This window comes from Thalassorhabdomicrobium marinisediminis, assembly GCF_003072065.1.
GTDB lineage: Bacteria > Pseudomonadota > Alphaproteobacteria > Rhodobacterales > Rhodobacteraceae > Octadecabacter > Octadecabacter marinisediminis.
Window position 1 is genome coordinate 41,686 of the sequence record NZ_QCYG01000007.1, and the last position, 20,447, is coordinate 62,132.

The 20,447-nt window shown below is 63.5% G+C and carries 23 protein-coding genes; 11 read left to right on the forward strand and 12 right to left on the reverse strand.

The genetic code is table 11. The annotated features are described in order from the left end of the window. Positions 1-9 precede the first annotated feature (9 nt). On the reverse strand, positions 10-1,041 hold the full coding sequence (locus tag DC363_RS11535) for a DUF6456 domain-containing protein (protein ID WP_108641316.1): 1,032 nt from the start codon (positions 1,039-1,041) through the stop codon (positions 10-12). A gap of 214 nt (positions 1,042-1,255) precedes the next feature. On the opposite strand from DC363_RS11535, the gene DC363_RS11540 reads away from it, so the two are divergent. After that, complete coding sequence (locus DC363_RS11540; protein WP_108641317.1) at positions 1,256-1,594, forward strand: DUF6477 family protein; 339 nt, start codon at positions 1,256-1,258, stop codon at positions 1,592-1,594. 32 nt (positions 1,595-1,626) lie between these two features. Here DC363_RS11540 and DC363_RS11545 read toward each other — a convergent pair whose 3' ends face one another. After that, complete coding sequence (locus DC363_RS11545; protein ID WP_108641318.1) at positions 1,627-3,165, reverse strand: trimethylamine methyltransferase family protein; 1,539 nt, start codon at positions 3,163-3,165, stop codon at positions 1,627-1,629. 172 nt (positions 3,166-3,337) lie between these two features. Beyond that, positions 3,338-3,820 (reverse strand): YciE/YciF ferroxidase family protein, encoded by a 483-nt coding sequence (locus tag DC363_RS11550; protein ID WP_108641319.1) that lies wholly within the window; start codon positions 3,818-3,820, stop codon positions 3,338-3,340. A gap of 190 nt (positions 3,821-4,010) precedes the next feature. On the opposite strand from DC363_RS11550, the gene guaA reads away from it, so the two are divergent. From guaA to DC363_RS11595, 9 genes are all read left to right on the forward strand, one after another. Then, positions 4,011-5,588, forward strand: a complete 1,578-nt coding sequence (gene guaA / locus DC363_RS11555; protein ID WP_108641320.1) for a glutamine-hydrolyzing GMP synthase — start codon at positions 4,011-4,013, stop codon at positions 5,586-5,588. Beyond that, complete coding sequence (locus tag DC363_RS11560) at positions 5,579-6,244, forward strand: YdcF family protein (RefSeq protein ID WP_108641321.1); 666 nt, start codon at positions 5,579-5,581, stop codon at positions 6,242-6,244. Before guaA ends, DC363_RS11560 begins: the two co-directional genes overlap by 10 nt. Before the next feature lie 162 nt (positions 6,245-6,406). After that, entirely contained in the window at positions 6,407-7,474 is a 1,068-nt protein-coding gene (locus DC363_RS11565; RefSeq protein WP_241962987.1) for an OmpP1/FadL family transporter, read from the forward strand. Between the two features lie 91 nt (positions 7,475-7,565). After that, positions 7,566-8,438, forward strand: coding sequence for an ATPase (locus tag DC363_RS11570; protein WP_108641322.1), 873 nt, complete (start codon positions 7,566-7,568; stop codon positions 8,436-8,438). A gap of 29 nt (positions 8,439-8,467) precedes the next feature. Next, positions 8,468-9,439: a homoserine O-succinyltransferase gene (locus tag DC363_RS11575; protein ID WP_108641323.1), complete on the forward strand. Its 972-nt coding sequence runs from the start codon at positions 8,468-8,470 to the stop codon at positions 9,437-9,439. Between the two features lie 73 nt (positions 9,440-9,512). Continuing rightward, a complete protein-coding gene (locus tag DC363_RS11580; RefSeq protein ID WP_196778416.1) occupies positions 9,513-10,496 on the forward strand; it encodes an alpha/beta fold hydrolase in 984 nt (327 codons plus the stop codon). A 47-nt stretch (positions 10,497-10,543) separates the two neighbouring features. After that, positions 10,544-11,416, forward strand: coding sequence for a polyphosphate kinase 2 (gene ppk2 / locus DC363_RS11585; protein WP_108641324.1), 873 nt, complete (start codon positions 10,544-10,546; stop codon positions 11,414-11,416). Continuing rightward, entirely contained in the window at positions 11,409-12,026 is a 618-nt protein-coding gene (locus DC363_RS11590; protein ID WP_108641325.1) for a TetR/AcrR family transcriptional regulator, read from the forward strand. The genes ppk2 and DC363_RS11590 overlap by 8 nt, the downstream gene beginning before the upstream one ends. Positions 12,027-12,103: 77 nt before the next feature. After that, positions 12,104-12,616 carry an acyloxyacyl hydrolase gene (locus DC363_RS11595; protein WP_108641326.1) on the forward strand — a complete coding sequence of 171 codons (513 nt, stop codon included), beginning with the start codon at positions 12,104-12,106 and terminating at the stop codon, positions 12,614-12,616. Positions 12,617-12,698: 82 nt separating this feature from the next. On the opposite strand, the gene rpsI is transcribed toward DC363_RS11595, so the two are convergent. The 6 genes from rpsI to DC363_RS11625 all read right to left on the reverse strand — a co-directional run bounded on the left by rpsI (position 12,699) and on the right by DC363_RS11625 (position 17,900). Further along, complete coding sequence (gene rpsI, locus DC363_RS11600) at positions 12,699-13,202, reverse strand: 30S ribosomal protein S9 (protein ID WP_108641327.1); 504 nt, start codon at positions 13,200-13,202, stop codon at positions 12,699-12,701. Then, a complete protein-coding gene (gene rplM, locus DC363_RS11605) occupies positions 13,202-13,711 on the reverse strand; it encodes a 50S ribosomal protein L13 (RefSeq protein ID WP_108641328.1) in 510 nt (169 codons plus the stop codon). Before rplM ends, rpsI begins: the two co-directional genes overlap by 1 nt. Before the next feature lie 196 nt (positions 13,712-13,907). After that, complete coding sequence (locus tag DC363_RS11610) at positions 13,908-14,342, reverse strand: PaaI family thioesterase (RefSeq protein WP_108641329.1); 435 nt, start codon at positions 14,340-14,342, stop codon at positions 13,908-13,910. Between the two features lie 16 nt (positions 14,343-14,358). Further along, positions 14,359-15,828, reverse strand: a complete 1,470-nt coding sequence (locus DC363_RS11615) for a carboxypeptidase M32 (protein ID WP_108641330.1) — start codon at positions 15,826-15,828, stop codon at positions 14,359-14,361. A 3-nt stretch (positions 15,829-15,831) separates the two neighbouring features. Then, positions 15,832-16,971 (reverse strand): heme A synthase, encoded by a 1,140-nt coding sequence (ctaA, locus tag DC363_RS11620; protein ID WP_108641331.1) that lies wholly within the window; start codon positions 16,969-16,971, stop codon positions 15,832-15,834. A 185-nt stretch (positions 16,972-17,156) separates the two neighbouring features. Continuing rightward, positions 17,157-17,900, reverse strand: coding sequence for an RNA methyltransferase (locus DC363_RS11625; protein ID WP_108641332.1), 744 nt, complete (start codon positions 17,898-17,900; stop codon positions 17,157-17,159). Between the two features lie 116 nt (positions 17,901-18,016). Here DC363_RS11625 and DC363_RS11630 point away from each other — a divergent pair, with 116 nt between their 5' ends. Beyond that, positions 18,017-18,661, forward strand: a complete 645-nt coding sequence (locus DC363_RS11630; protein ID WP_108641333.1) for a thiamine phosphate synthase — start codon at positions 18,017-18,019, stop codon at positions 18,659-18,661. On the opposite strand, the gene olsA is transcribed toward DC363_RS11630, so the two are convergent. From olsA to DC363_RS11645, 3 genes are read right to left on the reverse strand one after another with little or no spacing between them, the layout of a single operon-like run. Then, positions 18,611-19,444, reverse strand: a complete 834-nt coding sequence (gene olsA / locus DC363_RS11635) for a lyso-ornithine lipid O-acyltransferase (protein ID WP_108641334.1) — start codon at positions 19,442-19,444, stop codon at positions 18,611-18,613. The two genes, DC363_RS11630 and olsA, sit on opposite strands and share 51 nt — an antisense overlap. Further along, complete coding sequence (gene olsB / locus DC363_RS11640; RefSeq protein WP_241962988.1) at positions 19,441-20,238, reverse strand: L-ornithine N(alpha)-acyltransferase; 798 nt, start codon at positions 20,236-20,238, stop codon at positions 19,441-19,443. The genes olsA and olsB overlap by 4 nt, the downstream gene beginning before the upstream one ends. A gap of 18 nt (positions 20,239-20,256) precedes the next feature. After that, positions 20,257-20,439: a DUF3553 domain-containing protein gene (locus DC363_RS11645; protein WP_241962989.1), complete on the reverse strand. Its 183-nt coding sequence runs from the start codon at positions 20,437-20,439 to the stop codon at positions 20,257-20,259. Positions 20,440-20,447: the final 8 nt, after the last annotated feature.

The following is a 20,447-nucleotide window of genomic DNA, read 5'->3' on the forward strand; positions in this document are numbered from 1 at the left end:
CATGGCCGGTCAGCCGATCTTGGGCCCCAGCGTGCCACGATCTTCGTAAAACAGCACCAGCCGTTGCAGCGCGATGCGCAAGACGACCTTGCCCGAGCGCGCCGCCCAGCCCATCTGCTTCTCGCAGGTTTCCAACCCGTCCAGAAGGCAACAGCAGCGGAAGGCAACCTCGGACAGGCCCGGCCCGAGGAAAGACAGCGCCTCGGTCACGAAGCGTGCGATGTCGCCTTCGGGCATGGTCACCGGCGCATGCGTTTCTACGGCCTTCAGGATCCCCTCCCAATCGGGGCGGCTGCTGCCCCGGTCATGGCGTCCGATCTGGGCGATCTCGTAATCCTCGCGCAGACGTTCCGCCGCGCGGACCATGGCGCGGTTGAGGAAGGGCGCGCCGCTTTGGTCCTTGCGCCGCGCGAGGGCCACCACAGGGCTTTCCTGCACCGGCGCGCGGATGGCTTTCGCCCCGCCCCCCCACGGGCCGTCGCGGTCCGCGGCCCCCTCGAATCCGGCGGGTGCTTCGGCCATGGCGCGGGCGTGATTCTCGGAGCGCGCCACAAGGTCGCGCAGGGCGGCCCGCCCCGCGGGCGTGATCCGGTAGCGCAGCACCTTCGCCGTCGTCTGGCTTCCGGCGATCCAGCCCCGCAACGCCAGCGTCTGGGCCGTCTCACGCGACAAAGGCGTGCCCCGGTCCGGCTCTCCGCTGGGGGTGTCGTGCAGAATCACGCCCTGTTTCATCCCCATGGCAATCGCCAGCAAGGCATGCGGCATGGCGAGCCTGCGCAAAGCCTGCATCAGCTCCAGCTCGGACGGCGTCTGCGTGTCATCCTCATCAGAAGACAGGCACCGGATCGCATGATCGACCAGCGGATCGTCGCGCCGCTGCTCAACCTTTCTGATCTGCCGCATGATGGTAGAGGGATGGCACGCCTGTGAGCGCGCAAGCCCCCGGATCGGCTGTCCCTGTTCCGTATGAAAGACGTAGTTTCGCACCTCGACCGGCACCCAGGCCGGCACCGCAGGCGCCGCATGTTTGGCGTTCGTCATTGTCTAATCCGTGTCCCTGAAACGGCATTTGCCCCGCCGTTTGCGCACAACTCTTGAGCGCAATTGTTTCTGAATCGTTAACTTTATCCACAGCGTTCATGATTGTTTCTGAATGGTAAACAAACCCTAACGCACCGCGCGGTGGAACTTATCCACACGCAACACCCCCATAGGTTGTGCCATGATTGCGCCACAATCTGCGAAGGGGAGAACAATGGAAGATATTCTGACACGGGTTTCACGCCTGAACCGGCCAAAGCTGCTTGTGCGCACGGCGCGTCATGGGCTCGACGATTACAACCGCATCGTGCACCTGCGACGCCTGCTTAAGGTGATGACGCCGCCCGGCCCGCGTGAGGCCGTGGTGCGACTCATGGAGCTGGAAGAGCAGGCCGAGACACAGCGGCAGACCGGCCGCGGGGAATATTCGGTGGCCCGTCACGTGGACCTGATCACCGCCCTGATGTGTGAGGTGCGAATCCTCAAACAGGCGACGCGCCAGACGGCCCGGCGCGCGCCAAGGTTGGAGGTGATCCCGACATCGCCGACCTGAACCCGACCGGAACCAGACGGACCTAGACGGTCCTACATGAAGCTGTCAGGCATCGAGGCCTTCTTCTCGGCGATATAGGCTTCCAGTCGGCTGCGGATCTCGGGGTCGAGCGCGGGCGGCTGATAGGTTTCGATCAGCTTCTCAACGCGGGCCGAGGCGAGGGTCTGGCTGTCGCGCGCGCCCTCCTCCTCCCAAGTCTCGAAGGGTTTGTAGTCGAAGACCTCGGAGCGCCAGAACGCCGTCTTGAAGTTTGCCTGCGTGTGGGCGCAGCCCAGATAATGCCCGCCCGGTCCGACTTCGCGGATAGCGTCCATGGCTTGCGCGTTCTCGTCCACGGGGACGCCGCGCGCCATGTGGTGCAGCGCGCCCAACTGGTCCGCGTCGAGCACGAATTTCTCGAAATCAGCGACCAGCCCGCCTTCGAGCCAGCCGCAGGCGTGGAGCATGAAATTCACCCCTGACAGCAGCCCCATGTTGAGACTGTTGGCGGTCTCATAGGCCGCTTGCGCATCGGGCAATTTCGAGCCGCAGAACGACCCGGCCGAGCGGTAGGGCAGCCCCATGCGGCGGGCCAGCTGCCCGGCCCCATTGGTGATATGAGCGGCCTCGGGCGTGCCGAAGGTCGGCGCGCCGGAGTTCATGTCGATCGAGGTCACGAAGGTGCCAAAGATCACCGGCGCCCCCTTGCGGATCAACTGGCTGTAGGCCACGCCCGCCATCACCTCGGCCAGCACCTGCGTCAGGGTGCCCACGACCGAGACCGGCGCCATCGCCCCGCCCACGATGAACGGGCTGATGATCGAGGCCTGATTGGCCTCGGCATAGACTTCGAGCGCGCCCATCATGGTGTCGTCGAAGGTCAACGGTGAGTTGATGTTGATGAGCGAGGTCATCACCGTGTTCTCTGCCACGAATTCTTTGCCGAAAAGGATTTCGCACATCTCGACGCTGTCGCGCGCGCGGCTGGGCTCGGTCACGGACCCCATGAAGGGCTTGTCGCTCAGCGTCATATGCGCAAGCAGCATGTCCAGATGGCGCTTGTTCACCGGCAGGTCCGTCGGCTCGCAGATGGTGCCGCCGGACAGGTGCAACCATTTCGACATATAGGCCAGCTTCACGAATTTCTGGAAATCCGCAATCGTGGCATAGCGCCGCCCACCGGCCGCATCGCGCACGAAGGGCGGCCCATAGACCGGTGCCAGCACAAGGTTGTCGCCGCCGATGGTGACGGACTTTTCCGGATTGCGGGCGTGATGGACGAATTCCGACGGCGCGGTGGCGCAGAGCTTGCGGGCCAATCCCTTGGGGATGCGCACCCGCTCACCGGTGACCTCGGCCCCCGCAGCCTTCCAGCGCTCAAGCGCCTTAGGGTTGTCGACAAAGGCGACGCCGATCTCTTCCAGCACCTGTTCGGCATTGGCTTCGATGATGTCCAAAGCCTCTTCGCTGAGCATCTCGAGGTTGGGGATCTTGCGCTCGATCACCGGAGCCGTCTCGAATGACACGGCGGTCCGTTCTGCCCGACGGGCGGCCCCGCCGCCTCCGCGTCCTCTGCGCCGTGCCTGCGTCATGATCGTCTCCCTTCTTTGAGATGCTTTTTGCAGCCCTACCCCATGGGCGCGCGGCACCTGTCGCGGATTGCGTCTGTTAGGGGATAAAAGCGACATCGCGCGCCCGCACGGCCCGTCAATCACGAAAACGCCGCCCCGAGCGGCGGCGTCCCTGTGCGTCATGCAGCACGGATCAGGCGGCTTGCTTGTTCAGCTTGCTTTCGGCCATCCGGTCCAGTTTCTGGTCGGCGGAATATTCCTGATCGAGGTTCTTTTGCAGGATCTCGGCGCAGTCGTCTTTGCCCAACTGCTTGGCCCAGCTTACCAGCGTGCCGTAGCGCGTGATCTCGTAGTGCTCGACCGCTTGGGCTGCGGCGATCATGCCGGCGTCCAGCGCATCGGGATCTTCGCACTCATCCATGATATGCTTGCCTTCCTTGAGGATCCCCTCAATGGCTTCGCACTTTTCGCCCTCGGCCTTGAGCCCGCATTTCTCGAACACCTGCTCGAGGTTGCGGATCTGCTCTTCGGTCTCGGTCTTGTGCTCCTCGAAGGCCTTGCGCAGATCGGCGCTGTCGGCCTTTTCGGCCATCTTCGGCAGCTCTTTCACGATCTGCTGCTCGGCGTAGTAGATATCCTTGAGGAAGTGTTCGAACAATCCGTTGAGGTCTTTCATCGTCGTCTCCTAACATTGGTAATCGTTACTGTTGACGTATGAAAGAAACCTCTGCCGCTGCCCTTCGTTCCGTTGATCCATGTTAACCGCGGCGCTTGGCAGACAGTTGCCGATCCAAAGATCGGGATCAAAGCACCTGTCGTGGACTTCCACGCTTGCCACCGCGCCCGTGCGACCCTAATCAGGCGCCATGGACATCATCGAACACGACCGCCTTCTCATCATCGACTTCGGCTCTCAGGTGACGCAGCTGATCGCGCGCCGCTTGCGGGAACAGAATGTCTTTTGCGAAATCCTGCCCTACCAGATCGTCACTGACGATGTGCTGGCCGAAATGGCACCCAAAGCGGTGATCCTCTCCGGCGGGCCGGATTCGGTCACCCGCGAAGGCTCGCCCCGCGCGCCCGAGAGCCTTTGGACCATGGGCATCCCCGTACTGGGCATCTGCTACGGCCAGCAGGTGATGATGGAGCAGTTGGGCGGCAAGGTGCTGGGCGGCAAGAACACCGGCGGCGGCGGCACGGCAGAGTTCGGGCGCGCCTATGTCACGCCCACTGAAGAGCGGATCGATCTGCTCGCCGGCTGGTTCCTTGGCGAAAAGGAACAGGCCTGGATGAGCCACGGCGACCACGTCGCCAAGCTGGCCCCCGGCTTCAAGGTCTATGGCACCTCGCCCAACGCGCCCTTTGCGGTGACCGCCGATCTGGAGCGTAATTTCTACGCGGTGCAATTCCACCCCGAGGTGCATCACACCCCCAACGGCCCGACGTTGTTCGAGAATTTCGTGCGCCTTGCGGGGTTCACTGGCGACTGGACGATGGAGGCCTACAAGGACATCGCGATCGAGAAGATCCGCGAACAGGTGGGCGACAAACAGGTGATCTGCGCTTTGTCGGGTGGGGTCGATTCCTCGGTCGCGGCGGCGCTGCTGCATGAGGCCGTGGGCGACCAGCTCACGTGCGTCTTCGTGGACCACGGGCTGCTGCGCCTGAACGAGGCGGACGAGGTCGTGGCCATGTTCCGCGATCACATGAACCTCAAGGTGATTCACGCGGACGAAGTGGACCTGTTTCTGGGTGAGCTTGAGGGCCAGTCGGACCCCGAGACCAAGCGCAAGATCATCGGGCGGCTGTTCATCGACGTGTTCCAGAAATACGCCAATGAGATTGAGGGCGCCGAGTTTCTGGCGCAGGGCACGCTATACCCGGATGTCATTGAATCGGTGTCCTTTTCCGGCGGTCCCAGCGTCACCATCAAATCACACCACAACGTCGGTGGCCTGCCCGAGAAAATGGGCCTGAAGCTGGTCGAACCGCTGCGCGAGCTCTTCAAGGACGAGGTGCGCGCGCTGGGTCATGAGCTGGGCCTTCCGTCGTCCTTCATCGGCCGCCACCCCTTCCCCGGGCCCGGCCTTGCCATCCGCTGCCCCGGTGAAATCACCCGCGAGAAGCTGGAGATCCTGCGCAAGGCTGATGCGGTCTATATCGACCAGATTCGCCGCCACGGGCTTTATGACGAGATCTGGCAGGCCTTCGTCGCGATCCTGCCCGTGCGCACCGTGGGCGTCATGGGCGATGGGCGCACCTATGATTTCGCCTGCGCCTTGCGCGCCGTGACCTCGGTCGACGGCATGACCGCGGATTACTACCCCTTCAGCCATGAGTTCCTCGGCGAGACGGCGACCCGCATCATCAACGAGGTGCCGGGCATCAACCGGGTGACCTACGACATCACCAGCAAGCCCCCGGGAACCATTGAATGGGAGTGATCCGCTGGCTCGCGCGGCTTCTCAAACTCGGACTTTACGCCTATCTTCTTCTCTCTCTCGCGATGCTCGGCTGGACCTTTCTGTGGCCGCGGCCCGAGATGAATGACCTCAAACAGGCGGACGCGATTGTCTGTCTGGGCGGCGGCATTTCCCCCAACGGCACCCTGGCCGCGCCGGTGTTGCGCCGGATTGAGCGTTGCGTGCAGCTTTACGAGGCCGGGATCGCGCCGGTCGTGGTGTTCACCGGCGGCACCACAACGGCGGACGGGATGAGTGCGGCGACCGAGATGGGGCGCTTCGCGGTCTCCATGGGCGTGCCCCCCTCGGCGGTGATCGAGGAAGGCCGCGCCCGATCGACCTTGCAGAACGCTCTGTTCACGCTCGATCTTATCCCGCAGGCCCGCCGTCTGGTGGTTGTGAGCGAGGCGTTCCACCTGCCGCGCGCATGGGCCTCGTTCCGCTGGGCGGCGTGGCAGGTGAACGACCCGGATGTTTCGGTGACGCCAGTGATGTCGGAACCGGTGCGCCGCGACCCGGTGACGGGGACCGTCCGCTGGCCCATGCTTTTGCGCGAAAGCTTCGCACTGTGGTTCAACGGGGTGCGGGCGCTGGCCTATTCCCTCAGCCCCGACGCGCCTTTGGCTTGGCTGGAGTAATCCGCCCGTCCGCGTGCGGACCTGTGACATCCTTGCATCGCACCCCCCTGCTGCGGTGAAGCGACGCAGGGTCAACTTATGACGGTGATTGACCCTCTCATCACGCTCTCATTACTGTGAAGGTCGGAGATGTCCAATTTTGGATAAGGGACTTAGGACACTATGAAAAACATTATGACAGCAGGCGCGGCCCTGCTTATGACGACCTCTATCGCGACGGCTGGTGGTCTTGACCGTTCGGGGCAGCCGATCGATGTGATTTTCGAGGATACGGGCGCTACCGGTGGGTATAGCGAATTGAGCTATGGTTCGGTCGATGCCAATCTGTCGGGCACATTCAATGGTGATGAGAGCGGCGATATTTCCCCACGTTACGGCCAGCTCGGTATGGCCCTTAAACAGCAGCTGACTGAGCAGTTCTCACTTTCGATGATTTATGACCAGCCATTTGGCGCAGTTGTGGATTACGCCGAACCTGGATACGCCCTTGATGGGGTGAATGCTGAGGTGGAAACAGATGGTGTTACCATCCTCGGTCGCTACGAAATCAACCCCAACTTCAGCGTTCACGGTGGTCTCCGCTACGTTCAGGCTAAGGGCGTCTACGATATTGTCGCCTATGAATCTAACTACGATACGGATGGCGATTTCGGTTATGTCTTGGGTGGCGCCTATGAGCGTGACGACATCGCTTTGCGGGTTGCTCTGACTTATTCTAGCGCCATCGATTTGGAGCTGGACGGTGACGTCGGTGGAAACACTCTGACGGCGAATCTCCCCGAGAGCGTTAATCTGAATTTCCAAACCGGAATCGCTGCCGATACGTTGGTTTTCGGCTCTGTTCGGTATGTTGCTTGGGACGGATTCCGTTTGGTGGATAGCAATGATCCGACCGGAGAGGGCAATATCCTTGCCTATGATGACGACGTGATCACGTACAACCTCGGCATCGGTCGGCGCTTCACCGATAATTTTTCTGCCACGATCGGTGTGGGTTACGAAAAATCGACCGGCGAAACGACAGGTCAACTTGGCCCGACTGATGGCTTTATCAGCTATCAAGTAGGCGGAGCGTATACGATGGATAACGGGATCGAGATCTCTGGCGGAATCCGCTACATCGACATCGGTGATGCAGATACGAACCCAATCGCACCTGCCCCATTCGGTCAGACCTATGAAGACAATGATGCAATTGCCATCGGTCTCAAGGTGGCATACGCATACTGATCAGCAGGATAACTAGTTGAAACAGAAGCCCCGTCCCTTCGGGCGGGGCTTTTCAGTTGCTCCCCGGGGCCAGCTTCGCTACCCATCCTGCATGCTGTACCAAACTGCCCGCGCCTGGATCGATGCCCCGCAAAAACGGGTGCTTTTGTTTGCCATGTCGGGACTGGGAAAAACCCATACCTCCAACCTTTTGCGCGACACGGGGGAGTGGTTTCACTACTCCATCGATTACCGGATCGGCACCCGCTACATGGGTGAATTCATCGTCGACAATGCCACGGCACAGGCGATGAAAGTGCCCTTCCTGCGCGATCTGCTGATGTCTGATAGCATCTACATCGGCTCAAATATCAGTTTCGACAACCTCGCGCCCGTCAGCACCTATCTGGGCAAGCCGGGCGATCCGGCCAAGGGCGGCCTGCCCATGGCGGAATACCAGCGCCGGCAGGAACAGTTTCGCCGGGCCGAGCTCGACGCCCTGCGCGACACGCCCTATTTCATCGACCGGGCGCAGACGCTCTACGGCTATCCGCATTTCGTCTGTGATACCGGCGGGTCGATCTGCGAATGGGTCGACCCCGAGGACCCCAACGACCCCACGCTCAAGCTGCTGTCCGACAGTTGCCTGATGGTCTGGATCGAGGGGAGCGACGGGCACACCGCCGACCTTGTCCGGCGCTTCGACAAAGCGCCCAAGCCCATGTCCTATGACCCTAGGTTCCTCACCTCTTGCTGGCGCGAATATCTGAAGGAAAACAACGTCGAAGAAGATGACGTTGATCCAGATGAGTTTATCCGCTGGACCTATGCCCGCGCGCTGGCGCACCGCCAGCCCCGCTATGCCGCCATGGCCGCCAACTGGGGGGTCACCGTGCCCGCCTCGGACATGGCGCAGGTGCGCGATCAACACGACTTTACCGCCGTCATCGCCAAAGCCCTTGAGGTGCGGCGCCAAGGCGCTTAGGTCATCGGTTCCCAATCCTCAGGTGTGCCATGCCGATCCGTCTTCCCCGCTCCCTTCCCGCCTTCAATGTCCTCAGCCACGAAGGCGTCATGGTCATGGGCGAACGTGCGGCCGACCAGCAGGACATTCGCCCCCTGCGGATCGGCTTGCTCAACCTGATGCCCAAAAAGATCCAGACCGAGACCCAGTTTGCGCGTCTGATCGGGGCCACGCCGCTGCAGATCGAGCTGACGCTGATCCGCATGTCCGATCATGAGGCGCGCAACACCGCCGCGGACCACATGGAAGAGTTCTACCAACCGTTTCAGGCTGTTAAGGACCAGAAGTTTGACGGGCTGATCATCACCGGCGCGCCGATCGAACACCTCGACTTCGAGGATGTCACCTATTGGGACGAGCTGCGCGAGGTGATGGACTGGACCCAGACCAATGTGCACGCGACCTTCGGCGTCTGCTGGGGCGGCATGGCGATGATCAACCATTTCCACGGGGTGCAGAAACACCTTCTGGAAAAGAAGCTCTTCGGGTGCTACCGGCACATGAACTTTGCCCCGCAAAGCCCCTATTTGCGTGGGTTTTCCGATGAGCTGGCCATGCCGGTCAGCCGCTGGACCGAGATGCGCCGGGATGAGATTGAAGCCGCCGGCCTGCCGATCCTGCTCTACTCGGACGAGGTCGGCCCCGCACTGGTTGAGGACCCCGCGCACCGCGCGCTCTATGTCTTCAACCATTTCGAATACGACAGCGACACGCTTGCGCAGGAATATCAGCGCGATCTGGAAAACAACCAGATCGCCGGGGCGGAGATCCAGATGCCGGTGGATTATTTCCCCGACAACGACCCCAGCCGCAAGCCGCCGAACCGCTGGCGCAGCCATGCCCATCTGCTTTACGGCAACTGGATTTCGGAAATCTACCTGACGACGCCCTATGACATCGACCAGATCGGCGTGAGCTCCACCGACCTGCGCCGCCCCGCCACCGACGACGCAACGGAATAGCCGCGCGGGCTGGCGCGGCGGCTGCGGCGGATTAGCTGTTCGGTCAGGGAAACGGATCGGGAAAGGCTGCACCATGGGTGGCAGATTGCTGAAATCACTGACGTTGGCGGCGCTGGTCGGCGGCGTGTTGTTCACCGCGCGCCAGTCGAGCGAACATGTCGCCGCCGCCGAACGCAATTTCCCGCCCGAGGGTCAGTTCGTCGAGGTGGACGGGCGACAGATCCATGCGGTCGTGCGCGGCACCGGCCCCGATCTGGTGTTGATCCACGGGGCGGGCGGGAACCTGCGGGATTTCACCTTCGACTTGATGGACCGTCTGACCGACCGTTACCGCGTGATCGCGTTTGATCGGCCGGGCATGGGCTACAGCGACCGCGCGGGGGATGGTTATGGCGATGCCTTCGGCAGAACCGCGGAAAGCCCCGCCGAACAGGCCGCTCTGCTGGCCGCCGCCGCCCGTGCCTTGGGGGCCGAACGGCCCATCGTGCTGGGCCATTCCTACGGCGCGTCCGTGGCGCTGGCCTGGGCGCTGAACCACCCTGACGCCATCGCCGGATTGGTCAATCTCGCCGGCCCCTCGCACCCCTGGCCCGGGGAGCTTGGCGCCTATTACACCGTGATCGGGTCGTCGCTGGGCGGTCTGGTCGTGCCGCCGCTGGTCTCGGCCTATGCGTCGGACGGGATGATCCGCGGCGCGGTCAAAGGGATCTTCGGCCCGCAAGAGGTGCCCGAAGGCTACGTCGAACACATCGGCGCGCCGCTGACGATCCGCCCGGACAGCCTGCGCGCGAACACCCGGCAGGTGAACACCCTGCGCCCGCATATCGTTGAGATGTCAGAGCGTTACGCGCAAGATCTCACCCTGCCGGTCGAAATCATCCACGGCGATCTGGATGAGACCGTGCCGCTCGAGATCCATTCGATCCCCCTGCGCAACGCGCTGCCACAGGCGACCCTGACGGTGCTTGAGGGGGTCGGCCACATGCCCCATCACGCCGCCCCCGACGTGGTCGAGGCCGCCATCGATCGCATCGCTGACAAGGCCGGATTGCGCTAGGGCCGCCGCCCTCCCATAGTGGAGCGGACAACAACAAAGGCAACGACATGAGCACCCTGCCCTTCGACGGAGAAATCAGCCGCTACTTTCGCGAGGACGCCCCCGCCGCCGTCCGGCGCGAGATCGAAACCCACGCGAAGGGCGAGATCCTCGCCACCACTTTTCCCTATGATTGCCGCTGGAAAAAAGACGACTACCGCGCGGCGTTGGACGATCTGCAAGTGGAGCTGGTGAAGCTGCAGGCCTGGGTGAAAGAGACAGGTCAACGGGTCGTCATCGTGTTCGAGGGGCGCGACGCGGCCGGCAAGGGCGGCACGATCAAACGTTTCCGCGAATACCTCAACCCGCGCGGCGCGCGCGTCGTGGCCCTGCCGAAACCGACCGATACCGAAAAAGGGCAATGGTATTTTCAGCGCTACATCCAGCACCTGCCCACCGCCGGTGAGATCGTGTTCTACGACCGGTCCTGGTACAATCGCGGCGTCGTGGAAGAGGTTTTCGACTTCACCACCAAGGCGGCCCGTGACACCTGGTTCGATCAGGTCTGCCCCTTTGAGCAAATGCTGGTGGATGACGGCATCAAGCTGTTCAAGATCTGGCTGACCGTGGACCGCGCCGCGCAATTGCAGCGCTTCCTGGACCGTGAGCGCGACCCGCTCAAGCAATGGAAGTTGAGCTGGATCGACGTGGAAGGCCTGAAACGTTGGGACGCCTATACCGCCGCCATCGAAGAGACCTTGCAAAAGACCCACACAGAAGCCGCGCCGTGGCATGTGATCCGCAGCGCGGACAAGCGGCGCGCGCGGGTGAATGCCATTCGCACGGTGCTGGGCGGGCTGGACTATCCGGGCAAGGATGCGCAGGCCGTCGGCACCCTCGACCCGCTGATTGTGGGCGGGCCGGAGATGCTGGATGGGTAAACGTGGCTATCACCATGGCGATCTGAAACGTGCTCTGGTGGACGGTGCCCTGCGGTTGATCGAAGAGAAGGGCCCGACAGGGTTCACCCTCTCCGAGGCTGCGCGCGAGGCCGGGGTGACGCCGGCGGCGGTTTACCGTCATTTTGACGGGCGCGAGGATCTGATCGCCGAGGCCGCGCGACAGGGCTATGCGATCTTCGCCGATCTGATGGCCTATGCCTATGACAAGGGGCAACCCTCGGCGCTGGCGTCGTTCGAGGCGACGGGGCGCGCCTATCTTGCCTTCGCGCGCAAATACCCCGGCCACTACGTCGCCATGTTCGAATCCGGGATCAGCATCCAGTCAACGCCCGAATTAAACGAAGTCGCGACCCGGGCGCTTGGCGTGCTTGAGAAGGCGGCCGTCGACCTGTCGATGCAGATCCCCGAAGAGCGCAGGCCCCCGCCGCAAATGTTCAGTGCCCATATCTGGGCCATGAGCCACGGGGTGGTCGAGCTTTTCGCGCGCGGCTCGCCCGGCACGAAATCCCCCTTCCCGCCCGAGGACCTGCTCGAAACCGGCATCGGCGTTTATCTGCGCGGGCTCGGGCTGGTGCCCCACGACGAATAACGACCCAAGCGCGTAAGCGGGTCTTGCCGCGCGGGCCTGGTTTGTGCGACCACTGACCCAAAAACAGGGGTTCGGGTATGGACGGCACGCTTGCCATGATTTTTGCAATCGTCGGGCTGAGTGACATGGTCCTCAACGACTGTCCGACCGGGTGTCTGGCCGAGAGGCCCGCAGACCGGCGGCTGAGCTTTCAGGCCTCGGGCGTGCAGTTTCAGGACGACTGGATCGGCTCAGAGCTGGTCTTGGGCTACGAATACGACCGCCGTTTCGGACCGTTCCAGCCGCTCGCGTCGGTGTCCTTCACCGAAGAAGGCGACGTCTGGATCGGCGGCGGCGTGAAGTGGCGCTACGCGCTCGGACAGTCGGATTTCTTCGTCGATGGCAGCTTTCAGCCCGGCCTTTGGGCGCGCAACGATGGCCCGGACCTGGGCGGCGTGCTGCAATTCCGCTCGGCCCTTGGCCTCGGCTATGCCTTCACCGACCAAAGCGCCGTCGTGGTCAGCTTCGATCACCGCTCGAACGGAGACACGCAAAGCGTCAATCCGGGGCTTGAGACCCTATCGATCCAGTATTCCATGACACTCGACTAACACCCCGTTGCGACGCTGCTGTTGCGCACGAAAAAGGGCGGCCCCATGGACCGCCCTTTCGCAAATGTCTGGTGACGAAGGCTTAACGCTTCGAGAACTGGAAGCTCTTCCGGGCCTTGGCCTTACCGTATTTCTTCCGCTCTACGACGCGGCTGTCGCGGGTCAGGAAGCCTGCGGCTTTGAGGGCCGAGCGCAGCGAAGGGTCGAACAGCTGCAGCGCTTTCGAGATGCCGTGCTTGACCGCACCGGCCTGACCGGACAGACCGCCGCCCTTGACCGTGGCCATCACGTCGAACTGACCGGACACACCGGCCACGTCGAACGGCTGGCGCAGGATCATCTGCAGCACGGGACGGGCGAAGTATTCGTCCTGGTCCTTGCCGTTGATGACAACCTTGCCGGAGCCGGGCTTGATCCAGACGCGGGCGACCGCATCCTTCCGCTTGCCGGTGGCGTAAGAGCGGCCCTGCGCGTCCTTGACAGGCTCACGCTGGATAGAGGTCATTTCGGCTGCGCCCTGCACCCCACCGACATTCTCGGTGACGGCTGCGCCCAACTCTTCGAGGGAATTCACTTGATCGGCCATTATACGTTCCCCGGTGTATTGCTTGCGCCGGTGTCTTTGGCAGACGTGCTGGCGGTGCGCGTGTTTTTCGAGTTCATGGATTTGACATCCAGCACTTCGGGCTTCTGGGCTTCCATGCCGTGCTCGGCGCCTGCGAAGACACGCAGATGCGTCATCTGTTGGCGGGCCAGACGGTTGCCGGGCAGCATGCGCTTGACGGCCTGCATGACCACACGCTCGGGGTGGGCGCCTTCAAGAATCTCGCCAGTGGTGCGGGACTTGATGCCGCCCACGGTGCCGGTGTGCCAGTAGTTGGGCTTTTCACGCTTGTTGCCGGTCAGTTGGACCTTGTCCGCGTTGATGACGATCACGTTGTCGCCCATGTCCATGTGCGGGGTGAAGGACGGCTTGTGCTTGCCGCGCAGGCGGGTGGCGATGATCGAGGCAAGACGGCCCAGAACGACACCTTCGGCGTCGATCAGGATCCATTTCTTGTCGATGTCCGCCGGTGTAGCAGTATAGGTTTTCATCGGTACATCCTAAAAGTAAGGACCGCATAACGCGGCCCGACATTCGATGGCTGGGTTCTATGCCCGCCGCACCCGCCCGTCAACCGCCTTGAAGCCGAATGTTTCCAGCGTAATCAAAGGCTTAGCAAAACGGTATCTATATACCCCATCAGTTTTGTGCAGTTTGCGCGGTGTGGCCGCATGCGTCCCCCGCGCCTTATGTGGCCGACATCCCCTTCGGCGGGATCGAATAGGTCAGCGAGGCCCGCGCCACCGGCTTGTCCTCGGCCCCTTCGGTAAAGAGCCGCCCTTCGCACACGGCCAGTGCGCGCCCCAGTTTAAGCAACTCCATGCGGCACAAAAGTCGCCCCGGCTGCGGCTTGCGCATGAAATCCATCGCGCAATTCGTCGTCACCGCAAGGCCCACCGGCCCCAGAACGCTGAGAATACAGAAATAGGCGCAAACGTCCGCCAGCGCGAACATCGCGGGGCCCGAGACCGTGCCACCGGGGCGCAGATGCTGCTCCGAAGCGCTGAGCGCCATGGTGAGCAGGGGCGGCGCCACCGCGACGAAGGTGAACTGGTTGGCCACCTGTGGAAAGTCGCGCTCCAGAAAGGCCTGCAGGGCCGCCTTGTCCATCTTCAAGTCCATGGTGTCGCCCCTGCCCTTACAGCTTGTAGATCGCGCTGAACTTCTCTTCGAGATAATCCAGCAACGGCGCTTCGTTGGGCGTGAAGCCGCAGGCGTTCTCAATCAGTTCGCGCGGCGGGACCAACCCGCCATGACGCTGCACCTTCTCTTGCAGCCAGTCGGTCGCGGGCGTCGTGTTGCCCTGCGCCAGCGCGGCGTCAAGCTCGGGCAGGGCCGCGCGCATCGACTGGTGCAGACAGCCTGCATAGACATTGCCCAGCGTGTAGGTCGCGAAGTAGCCGAAAAGCCCCACGGACCAATGGACATCCTGCAACACCCCGTGGCTCGGCTTGTCCACGGCAAATCCGAAATCGGCCTCGAACCGTTCGTTCCAGGCGGCTTCAAGATCCTCTACCTCAAGATCGCGGGCGATGAGCGCCCGCTCCAGATCGAACCGCAAGAGCACATGCAGGTTATACTGCACCTCATCGGCCTCGGTCCGGATATAGCCGTTCTGCACGCGGTTCACCGTGCCGAAGAAGGTCTCTTCGTCGGCGATGCCGAAATCCCCGAAGGCCTCGCGCATCTGGCCGTAGAGCCAACCGGTGAAAGCGCGGCTGCGCCCGATCTGGTTCTCGTAGATCCGGCTTTGGCTTTCATGCACGCCCATCGACGCGCCCTGCCCCAGCGGCGTCAGCAGATAGCGACGGTCGACGTTCTGTTCATAAGCACCGTGTCCAACTTCGTGGATCGTCGAATAGATGCAATTGAACGGGTCCAGTTCGTCGGTGCGGGTGGTGATGCGCACGTCCAGCCCGGACCCGCTCGAGAACGGATGCACCGCCTTGTCTACCCGCCCCCGCGCCATGTCATAGCCGAAGGTCTTAGCGATCTGCCGCGCCAGTTTCATTTGCGCGCTTTCGTCGAAAACCCCCTCCAATGCGGGCGGGGCTTCGGTCTCCAGAATGGCCGCGCGCAGTTCGACCAGACGGGGCCGCAGCGCGCCGAACATCTGCGACAGATCCGCCGCCGTGGCCCCCGGTTCGTAATCGTCCAGCATCGCGTCATAGACGTCGCCGCCCGCCGACAGCGCCGCCCCCTCTTCGCGTTTGAGGGCCACGACCTCTTGCAGGACCGGCAGGAACGCAGCCACGTCGTCGGCGGCGCGCGCTTCGGCCCAGGCACCCTGCGCCTCTGAGGTGACGCGCGCGATGGCGCTGGCGAGCTTTGCGGGAACCTTGTTGGCCCGATCGAAGGCGCGGCGGATCTGGCGCAACTGGGCGGCTTCGACCTCGCCCGAGGCGTTGGCCTCGGCCAGCCAGTCACCCACCCGCGGATCGCTGCGGCGCGCGTGCAGCACCGATTCCATCGCGGCCATTTCCTCGCCCCGCTGGGGGGCGGCGGCGCGGGGCATCACGGTCTCCTGATCCCAACCCAACCGGCCCGCGACCTGCGCCAGCGCCTCGGTCTCGCGTGCATGCGCCATCAGTTCGTCATAGGCTGCCATGTCTCAGGTCCCCCGGATGCTTTGTGGAAGTGGATAGCGCGCCAGATAGCGCGCCCGCAGGATCGCCACCCAAAGCACGACCGCGGTGAACTGGTGCAGGATCGCGATATGGGCCGGCGCGGAATAAAGCGCCGTGACGATGCCGATCACCATCTGCAGTGCCATCAGCGCCAGCACGACGTTGAAGCCGAACCGCGTTTTCACATGGGGCGAGCGGCGCCCGCGCAGCCAGACGACCACGGTGAAGATCGACAGAAGATAGCCGGACATGCGGTGGATGAACTGCACCAGTCCGTCATCTTCAAAGAAGTTGCGCCACAGCGGTTCAAGCTGGAACGGGTCCGGCGGAAAGAACCCGTCGCCCATCAGCGGCCAGGTCGGAAAGGCCCGGCCCGCATCGATCCCGGCGACAAGTGCGCCGAGAAGGATTTGCAGAAAGGCGAAATGCATCAGGCCCGTGGACATAGAGAACAGCTTGTGCTCGCCGCTGCGCCGCGCCTGCATCAGGTCCGCCTCGCGCCGGCCCAGCAAGAACACATACCAGGCGATGAACCCCAGGATCACGAAGGCCAGCCCCAGATGGGTCGCCAACCGGTAAGAGGCCACGTCGAGCATCCCGTCGCGCAACCCCGAGGAGACCATCCACCAGCCGATCACCCCCTGCAGCCCGCCAAGCGCGCCCAGCCACAACAGCCGCCCCGTCCATCCGGCGGGAATCTGTTTGCGCAGGGCGAAATAGGCAAAGCCCAAAGCCCAGACGAGGCCGATGACGCGGCCCAACTGCCGGTGCCCCCATTCCCACCAATAGATCACCTTGAACTCCGACAGGCTCATGCCCGCGTTCTGCTGGGTGTATTCGGGGATCTGCTTGTAGGCCTCGAACTCTGCAGCCCAGGCGTCATCCGTCATCGGCGGGACCGAACCGGACAGGGGCGCCCATTCGGTGATCGACAGGCCGGAATCGGTCAGCCGGGTCAGCCCGCCCACGGTGATCATCACCACCACCAGAACAAACAGGATCATCAGCCAGACGCGGATCGCCCCGCGTGCGCCGCGCCCCCGCCCGTCGATGCCGCCCGGGGCGGCCACGGGCTTTTGCACGTCATCGACCTCTTCGAAAATACTGCGTGGCTTCGTTGCCATGTCACACCTCAATCGCTGGTTCGCGCAAACCTATGCCGCGCCCTGTGTCTGGGCAAGCCGCAGCGCCAATGCGCCGCAGCCCGCCTTTATCTTTGCTTTGCAAATATCCCGGGGGGGCCGGCGCCCGTGGCGCCGCGGGGGGCTGGCCCCCCGTCCCGGCCCGAAACACCGCCCTTACCTTCGCGTCATCCTCGCGTTTTCCCCCGCAACAACTGCCGCAAGGCCCCGTGCAACATCTGCACATCCGCCCGCGTCATGGGCATCCGGCTCCACAGGTTGCGCAGGTTCACCTTCATGTTCTCGGCCTTGTGCTCGGGATAGAAGAACCCCGCCTCCTCGAGCCGGTCCTCGTAATGGCGGGCCAGGGCCTCAATGTCGCGCTGGTCTGCGGTTTCAACGGTCTGGCCCTGCACGACCACCTCGGGCACGTCTTGCTGGGTGCGCCGCCATTCATATCCCGCGAGCAACACGCATTGCGCGAGGTTGAGCGACGGGAACGCCGGATTGACCGGCACGGTGATGATCGCATTGGCATGGGCGATGTCGGCGTTCTCCATGCCTGAGCGTTCCGGCCCGAACATCACGGCGACCTTCTCGCCCCGCGCGATCCGGGCCGCGGCATCGCGCATCGCGGCCTCGGGCGAGAACACCGGCTTGGTCAGCTCGCGCGGGCGGGCGGTGGCGGCATAGACATAGGTCCGATCGGCAATGCCCCCCGCCACATCCTCGGCCACCTCGGCCTCATCCAGCAGCCGGCCCGCGCCGCTGGCCATGGCGTCGGCTGCCGGATTGGGCCAGCCGTCCCGCGGGGCGACGATGCGCATCCGGTCCAGCCCGAAATTCCACATCGCCCGCGCCGCCGCGCCGATATTCTCGCCCATCTGGGGGCGGATCAGGACAAAGACGGGCTGGGGCGTGTCGGTGGGCATGGTTGTGCTCTGCGTGGGGTCATGGGACATTGCGAAATCTGGGCGTGGCGTAGCTCACCCCTATTCAATACGCAATGCGACCGTTATAGCGTCCGCAATCAATAAAGGCCGCACAAATGACCGAGACCCCCGACCAGCCGCAACTCTATCTCATCACGCCATCCGACTTCGAGCTGTCGAGCTTTCCGGACAAGCTTGCCGCCTGTCTGGATGCCGAGGATGTCGCCTGCGTGCGGCTCAGCCTTGCCACCTCGGACGAGGATCGCCTCTCACGCGCCGCCGACGCCCTGCGCGAGGTGACGCATGTGCGTGACGTGGCGCTGGTGATCGAAAGCCATATGCTCATGGTGGAGCGTTTGGGGCTGGACGGGGTGCATCTCACCGACGGCGCGCGCTCGGTGCGCAAGGCGCGCAAGGATCTGGGCGACGACGCCATCGTCGGCGCGTTCTGCGGCACCTCGCGCCATGACGGCATGACCGCCGGAGAGTTGGGCGCGGATTACATCAGTTTCGGCCCCGTGGGACAGACCCCGCTCGGCGATGGCAGTCAGGCGGAACAGGACCTGTTCGAATGGTGGTCGATGATGATCGAGGTGCCCGTCGTGGCCGAGGGCGCGCTGTCGGACACGCTGATCCGCTCCATCGCGCCGCACACGGATTTCTTCGGCATCGGTGACGAGATCTGGAAGTCCGAGGACCCCGCCGCGACCCTACGCGCCCTCGTGGCCGAGATGGGCCGCGTGGCCCCGCCGCACAGTTGATTCCAGCGCGGCGGCAAGGGCCTTGCGGTCGGCAAAGTCCGCCACCCGCACCGGCGCGTGATAGACCACGGTGACACGGCCCTGCGGCGCCTGCGCTAGCGTGGCCAGAAGATGGGTGCCGAAGTCCATATCGCCCCACCAGCCATAGTGCCGCGGGTCCGCCCCCTTGGGCGCGTGATAGACCAGCGTCACCGGCTGGATCGACAAGTGCGCGCGCAAGGCCGGATCGAAGAAGGCCGCGAACAGGGTGGGTTTGAACGGCAGCACCTGCAACCCGTCGGTCGAGGTGCCTTCGGGGAAGAACAAAAGCTTGTGTCCAAGGCTCAGACGGTTGCGGAAGGTCTCGATCTGCTGCGCGGCCGCGCGTCGATCTCGGGCGATGAACACCGTGCCCGTGGCCCGTGCCAGCCAGCCGATCCCCGGCCAGCGCGCCACCTCGGCCTTGGAGACGAAATAGATCCGTTTCGCGGCGTTGAGCGCGAAGATATCCAGCCATGAGACGTGATTCGACACCACCGCCCCCGCACCCGCCAAGGGCGTTCCGATCCGCCGATAGCCGATCCCCAGCAGCACAAAGGCGCTCCGACAGACGAACTGGGTGATGAAGGGGGTCACCGGCCGACCTGCGCCGCAAAGGGGCCGTTCAATGAGCCGCACCAAAAGCAGAAGCGCCAGTCCGCCGAAGGTCAACAGACCCACCGCCAGCCCGCGATAGATCACGCGCAGCCAGCCTGCGGCGGTGATCCGGTGGGACGGCGGCAGATCGGCCGACTGCCACGTCATCGCCCGCCCCCGTAGATCGCCTTTTGCCGCGGATTCATCCGCGTCACGTCCAGAATCAGGCACACGTCCGTCGTGTTGAACCGGTGGTCGACAAAGGCCCCGTCGCCCACGCCGCCACCCAGCCGCAGATAGGCCTTGATCAGCGCCGGCATCTGCCGCATCGCCGCGACCCGGTCGATCTCTGAAGTCAACGCCATGGGTTGATAGGATTTCGAGCGCACCCGCAGCGCCTCGGGGGCCAGATGGTCGCGGGCGAGCACGGACAACGGCTGTGCCAAAGCCTGCGGATCGGTGCCGTGAAAGCTCGCCACGCCGAACAACACCTCGACCCCGCGCGTCTGCACCAGCTGCGCCAGCCCTTGCCACAGATGCAGCATGGCCGCGCCGCCGCGATAGGCCGGATGCAAGCAAGAGCGCCCGAGCTCCAGCAACGACCGGCCCGACCCCTCAAGCGGCGCGAGGTCATATTCGTCCGCACAGTAGAACTGCCCCGCCGCCTGCGCCGCGCGGCGATCCATCAGGCGATAGACGCCGACAACCTGATCCCCGAGGGAGCGGGCGCGATCGAACAAAAGAAGATGATCCGCATGGGCGTCGAACCGGTCCCGCTCCAGCCGCGCGCGGTGATCGACAAGCGGACCGTCTGCGCCCAGCTCTTGCACGAAAACCGCGTAGCGCAGACGCTGGGCCGCGCGCAGATCGTCGCCGTCACGGGCCAAACGCACGTAGAAATCGGGCGCCGCACCGGTCACGACCATCCCCCGAAAGGGTTGCCAGACAAATCCGTGCTCCATACACTCATAGGACGAACGTCACCCAAACGAAACAACCTGCAAGGTAATCGCTGCCGCATCAATCACAACCTTCCCCGTGTTCTGAAAGTTTACCGTCACCTTTCCGGCGACCGACGATTGCACCTGCCCCTTGCCCCAATCGGGTCGGTCCGGATGCTCGACGATCATGCCGGGTTCGTAAAGCGATTGTCCTGCCATCATTTTCGGAG

Coding starts and splice junctions, on each gene's coding strand:
- DC363_RS11535 (WP_108641316.1), bottom strand. CDS start 1,041: ATGACGAACGCCAAACATGCGGCGCCTGCGGTGCCGGCCTGGGTGCCG.
- DC363_RS11540 (WP_108641317.1), top strand. CDS start 1,256: ATGGAAGATATTCTGACACGGGTTTCACGCCTGAACCGGCCAAAGCTG.
- DC363_RS11545 (WP_108641318.1), bottom strand. CDS start 3,165: ATGACGCAGGCACGGCGCAGAGGACGCGGAGGCGGCGGGGCCGCCCGT.
- DC363_RS11550 (WP_108641319.1), bottom strand. CDS start 3,820: ATGAAAGACCTCAACGGATTGTTCGAACACTTCCTCAAGGATATCTAC.
- guaA (WP_108641320.1), top strand. CDS start 4,011: ATGGACATCATCGAACACGACCGCCTTCTCATCATCGACTTCGGCTCT.
- DC363_RS11560 (WP_108641321.1), top strand. CDS start 5,579: ATGGGAGTGATCCGCTGGCTCGCGCGGCTTCTCAAACTCGGACTTTAC.
- DC363_RS11565 (WP_241962987.1), top strand. CDS start 6,407: ATGAAAAACATTATGACAGCAGGCGCGGCCCTGCTTATGACGACCTCT.
- DC363_RS11570 (WP_108641322.1), top strand. CDS start 7,566: ATGCTGTACCAAACTGCCCGCGCCTGGATCGATGCCCCGCAAAAACGG.
- DC363_RS11575 (WP_108641323.1), top strand. CDS start 8,468: ATGCCGATCCGTCTTCCCCGCTCCCTTCCCGCCTTCAATGTCCTCAGC.
- DC363_RS11580 (WP_196778416.1), top strand. CDS start 9,513: ATGGGTGGCAGATTGCTGAAATCACTGACGTTGGCGGCGCTGGTCGGC.
- ppk2 (WP_108641324.1), top strand. CDS start 10,544: ATGAGCACCCTGCCCTTCGACGGAGAAATCAGCCGCTACTTTCGCGAG.
- DC363_RS11590 (WP_108641325.1), top strand. CDS start 11,409: ATGGGTAAACGTGGCTATCACCATGGCGATCTGAAACGTGCTCTGGTG.
- DC363_RS11595 (WP_108641326.1), top strand. CDS start 12,104: ATGGACGGCACGCTTGCCATGATTTTTGCAATCGTCGGGCTGAGTGAC.
- rpsI (WP_108641327.1), bottom strand. CDS start 13,202: ATGGCCGATCAAGTGAATTCCCTCGAAGAGTTGGGCGCAGCCGTCACC.
- rplM (WP_108641328.1), bottom strand. CDS start 13,711: ATGAAAACCTATACTGCTACACCGGCGGACATCGACAAGAAATGGATC.
- DC363_RS11610 (WP_108641329.1), bottom strand. CDS start 14,342: ATGGACTTGAAGATGGACAAGGCGGCCCTGCAGGCCTTTCTGGAGCGC.
- DC363_RS11615 (WP_108641330.1), bottom strand. CDS start 15,828: ATGGCAGCCTATGACGAACTGATGGCGCATGCACGCGAGACCGAGGCG.
- ctaA (WP_108641331.1), bottom strand. CDS start 16,971: ATGGCAACGAAGCCACGCAGTATTTTCGAAGAGGTCGATGACGTGCAA.
- DC363_RS11625 (WP_108641332.1), bottom strand. CDS start 17,900: ATGCCCACCGACACGCCCCAGCCCGTCTTTGTCCTGATCCGCCCCCAG.
- DC363_RS11630 (WP_108641333.1), top strand. CDS start 18,017: ATGACCGAGACCCCCGACCAGCCGCAACTCTATCTCATCACGCCATCC.
- olsA (WP_108641334.1), bottom strand. CDS start 19,444: ATGACGTGGCAGTCGGCCGATCTGCCGCCGTCCCACCGGATCACCGCC.
- olsB (WP_241962988.1), bottom strand. CDS start 20,238: ATGGAGCACGGATTTGTCTGGCAACCCTTTCGGGGGATGGTCGTGACC.
- DC363_RS11645 (WP_241962989.1), bottom strand. CDS start 20,439: ATGATGGCAGGACAATCGCTTTACGAACCCGGCATGATCGTCGAGCAT.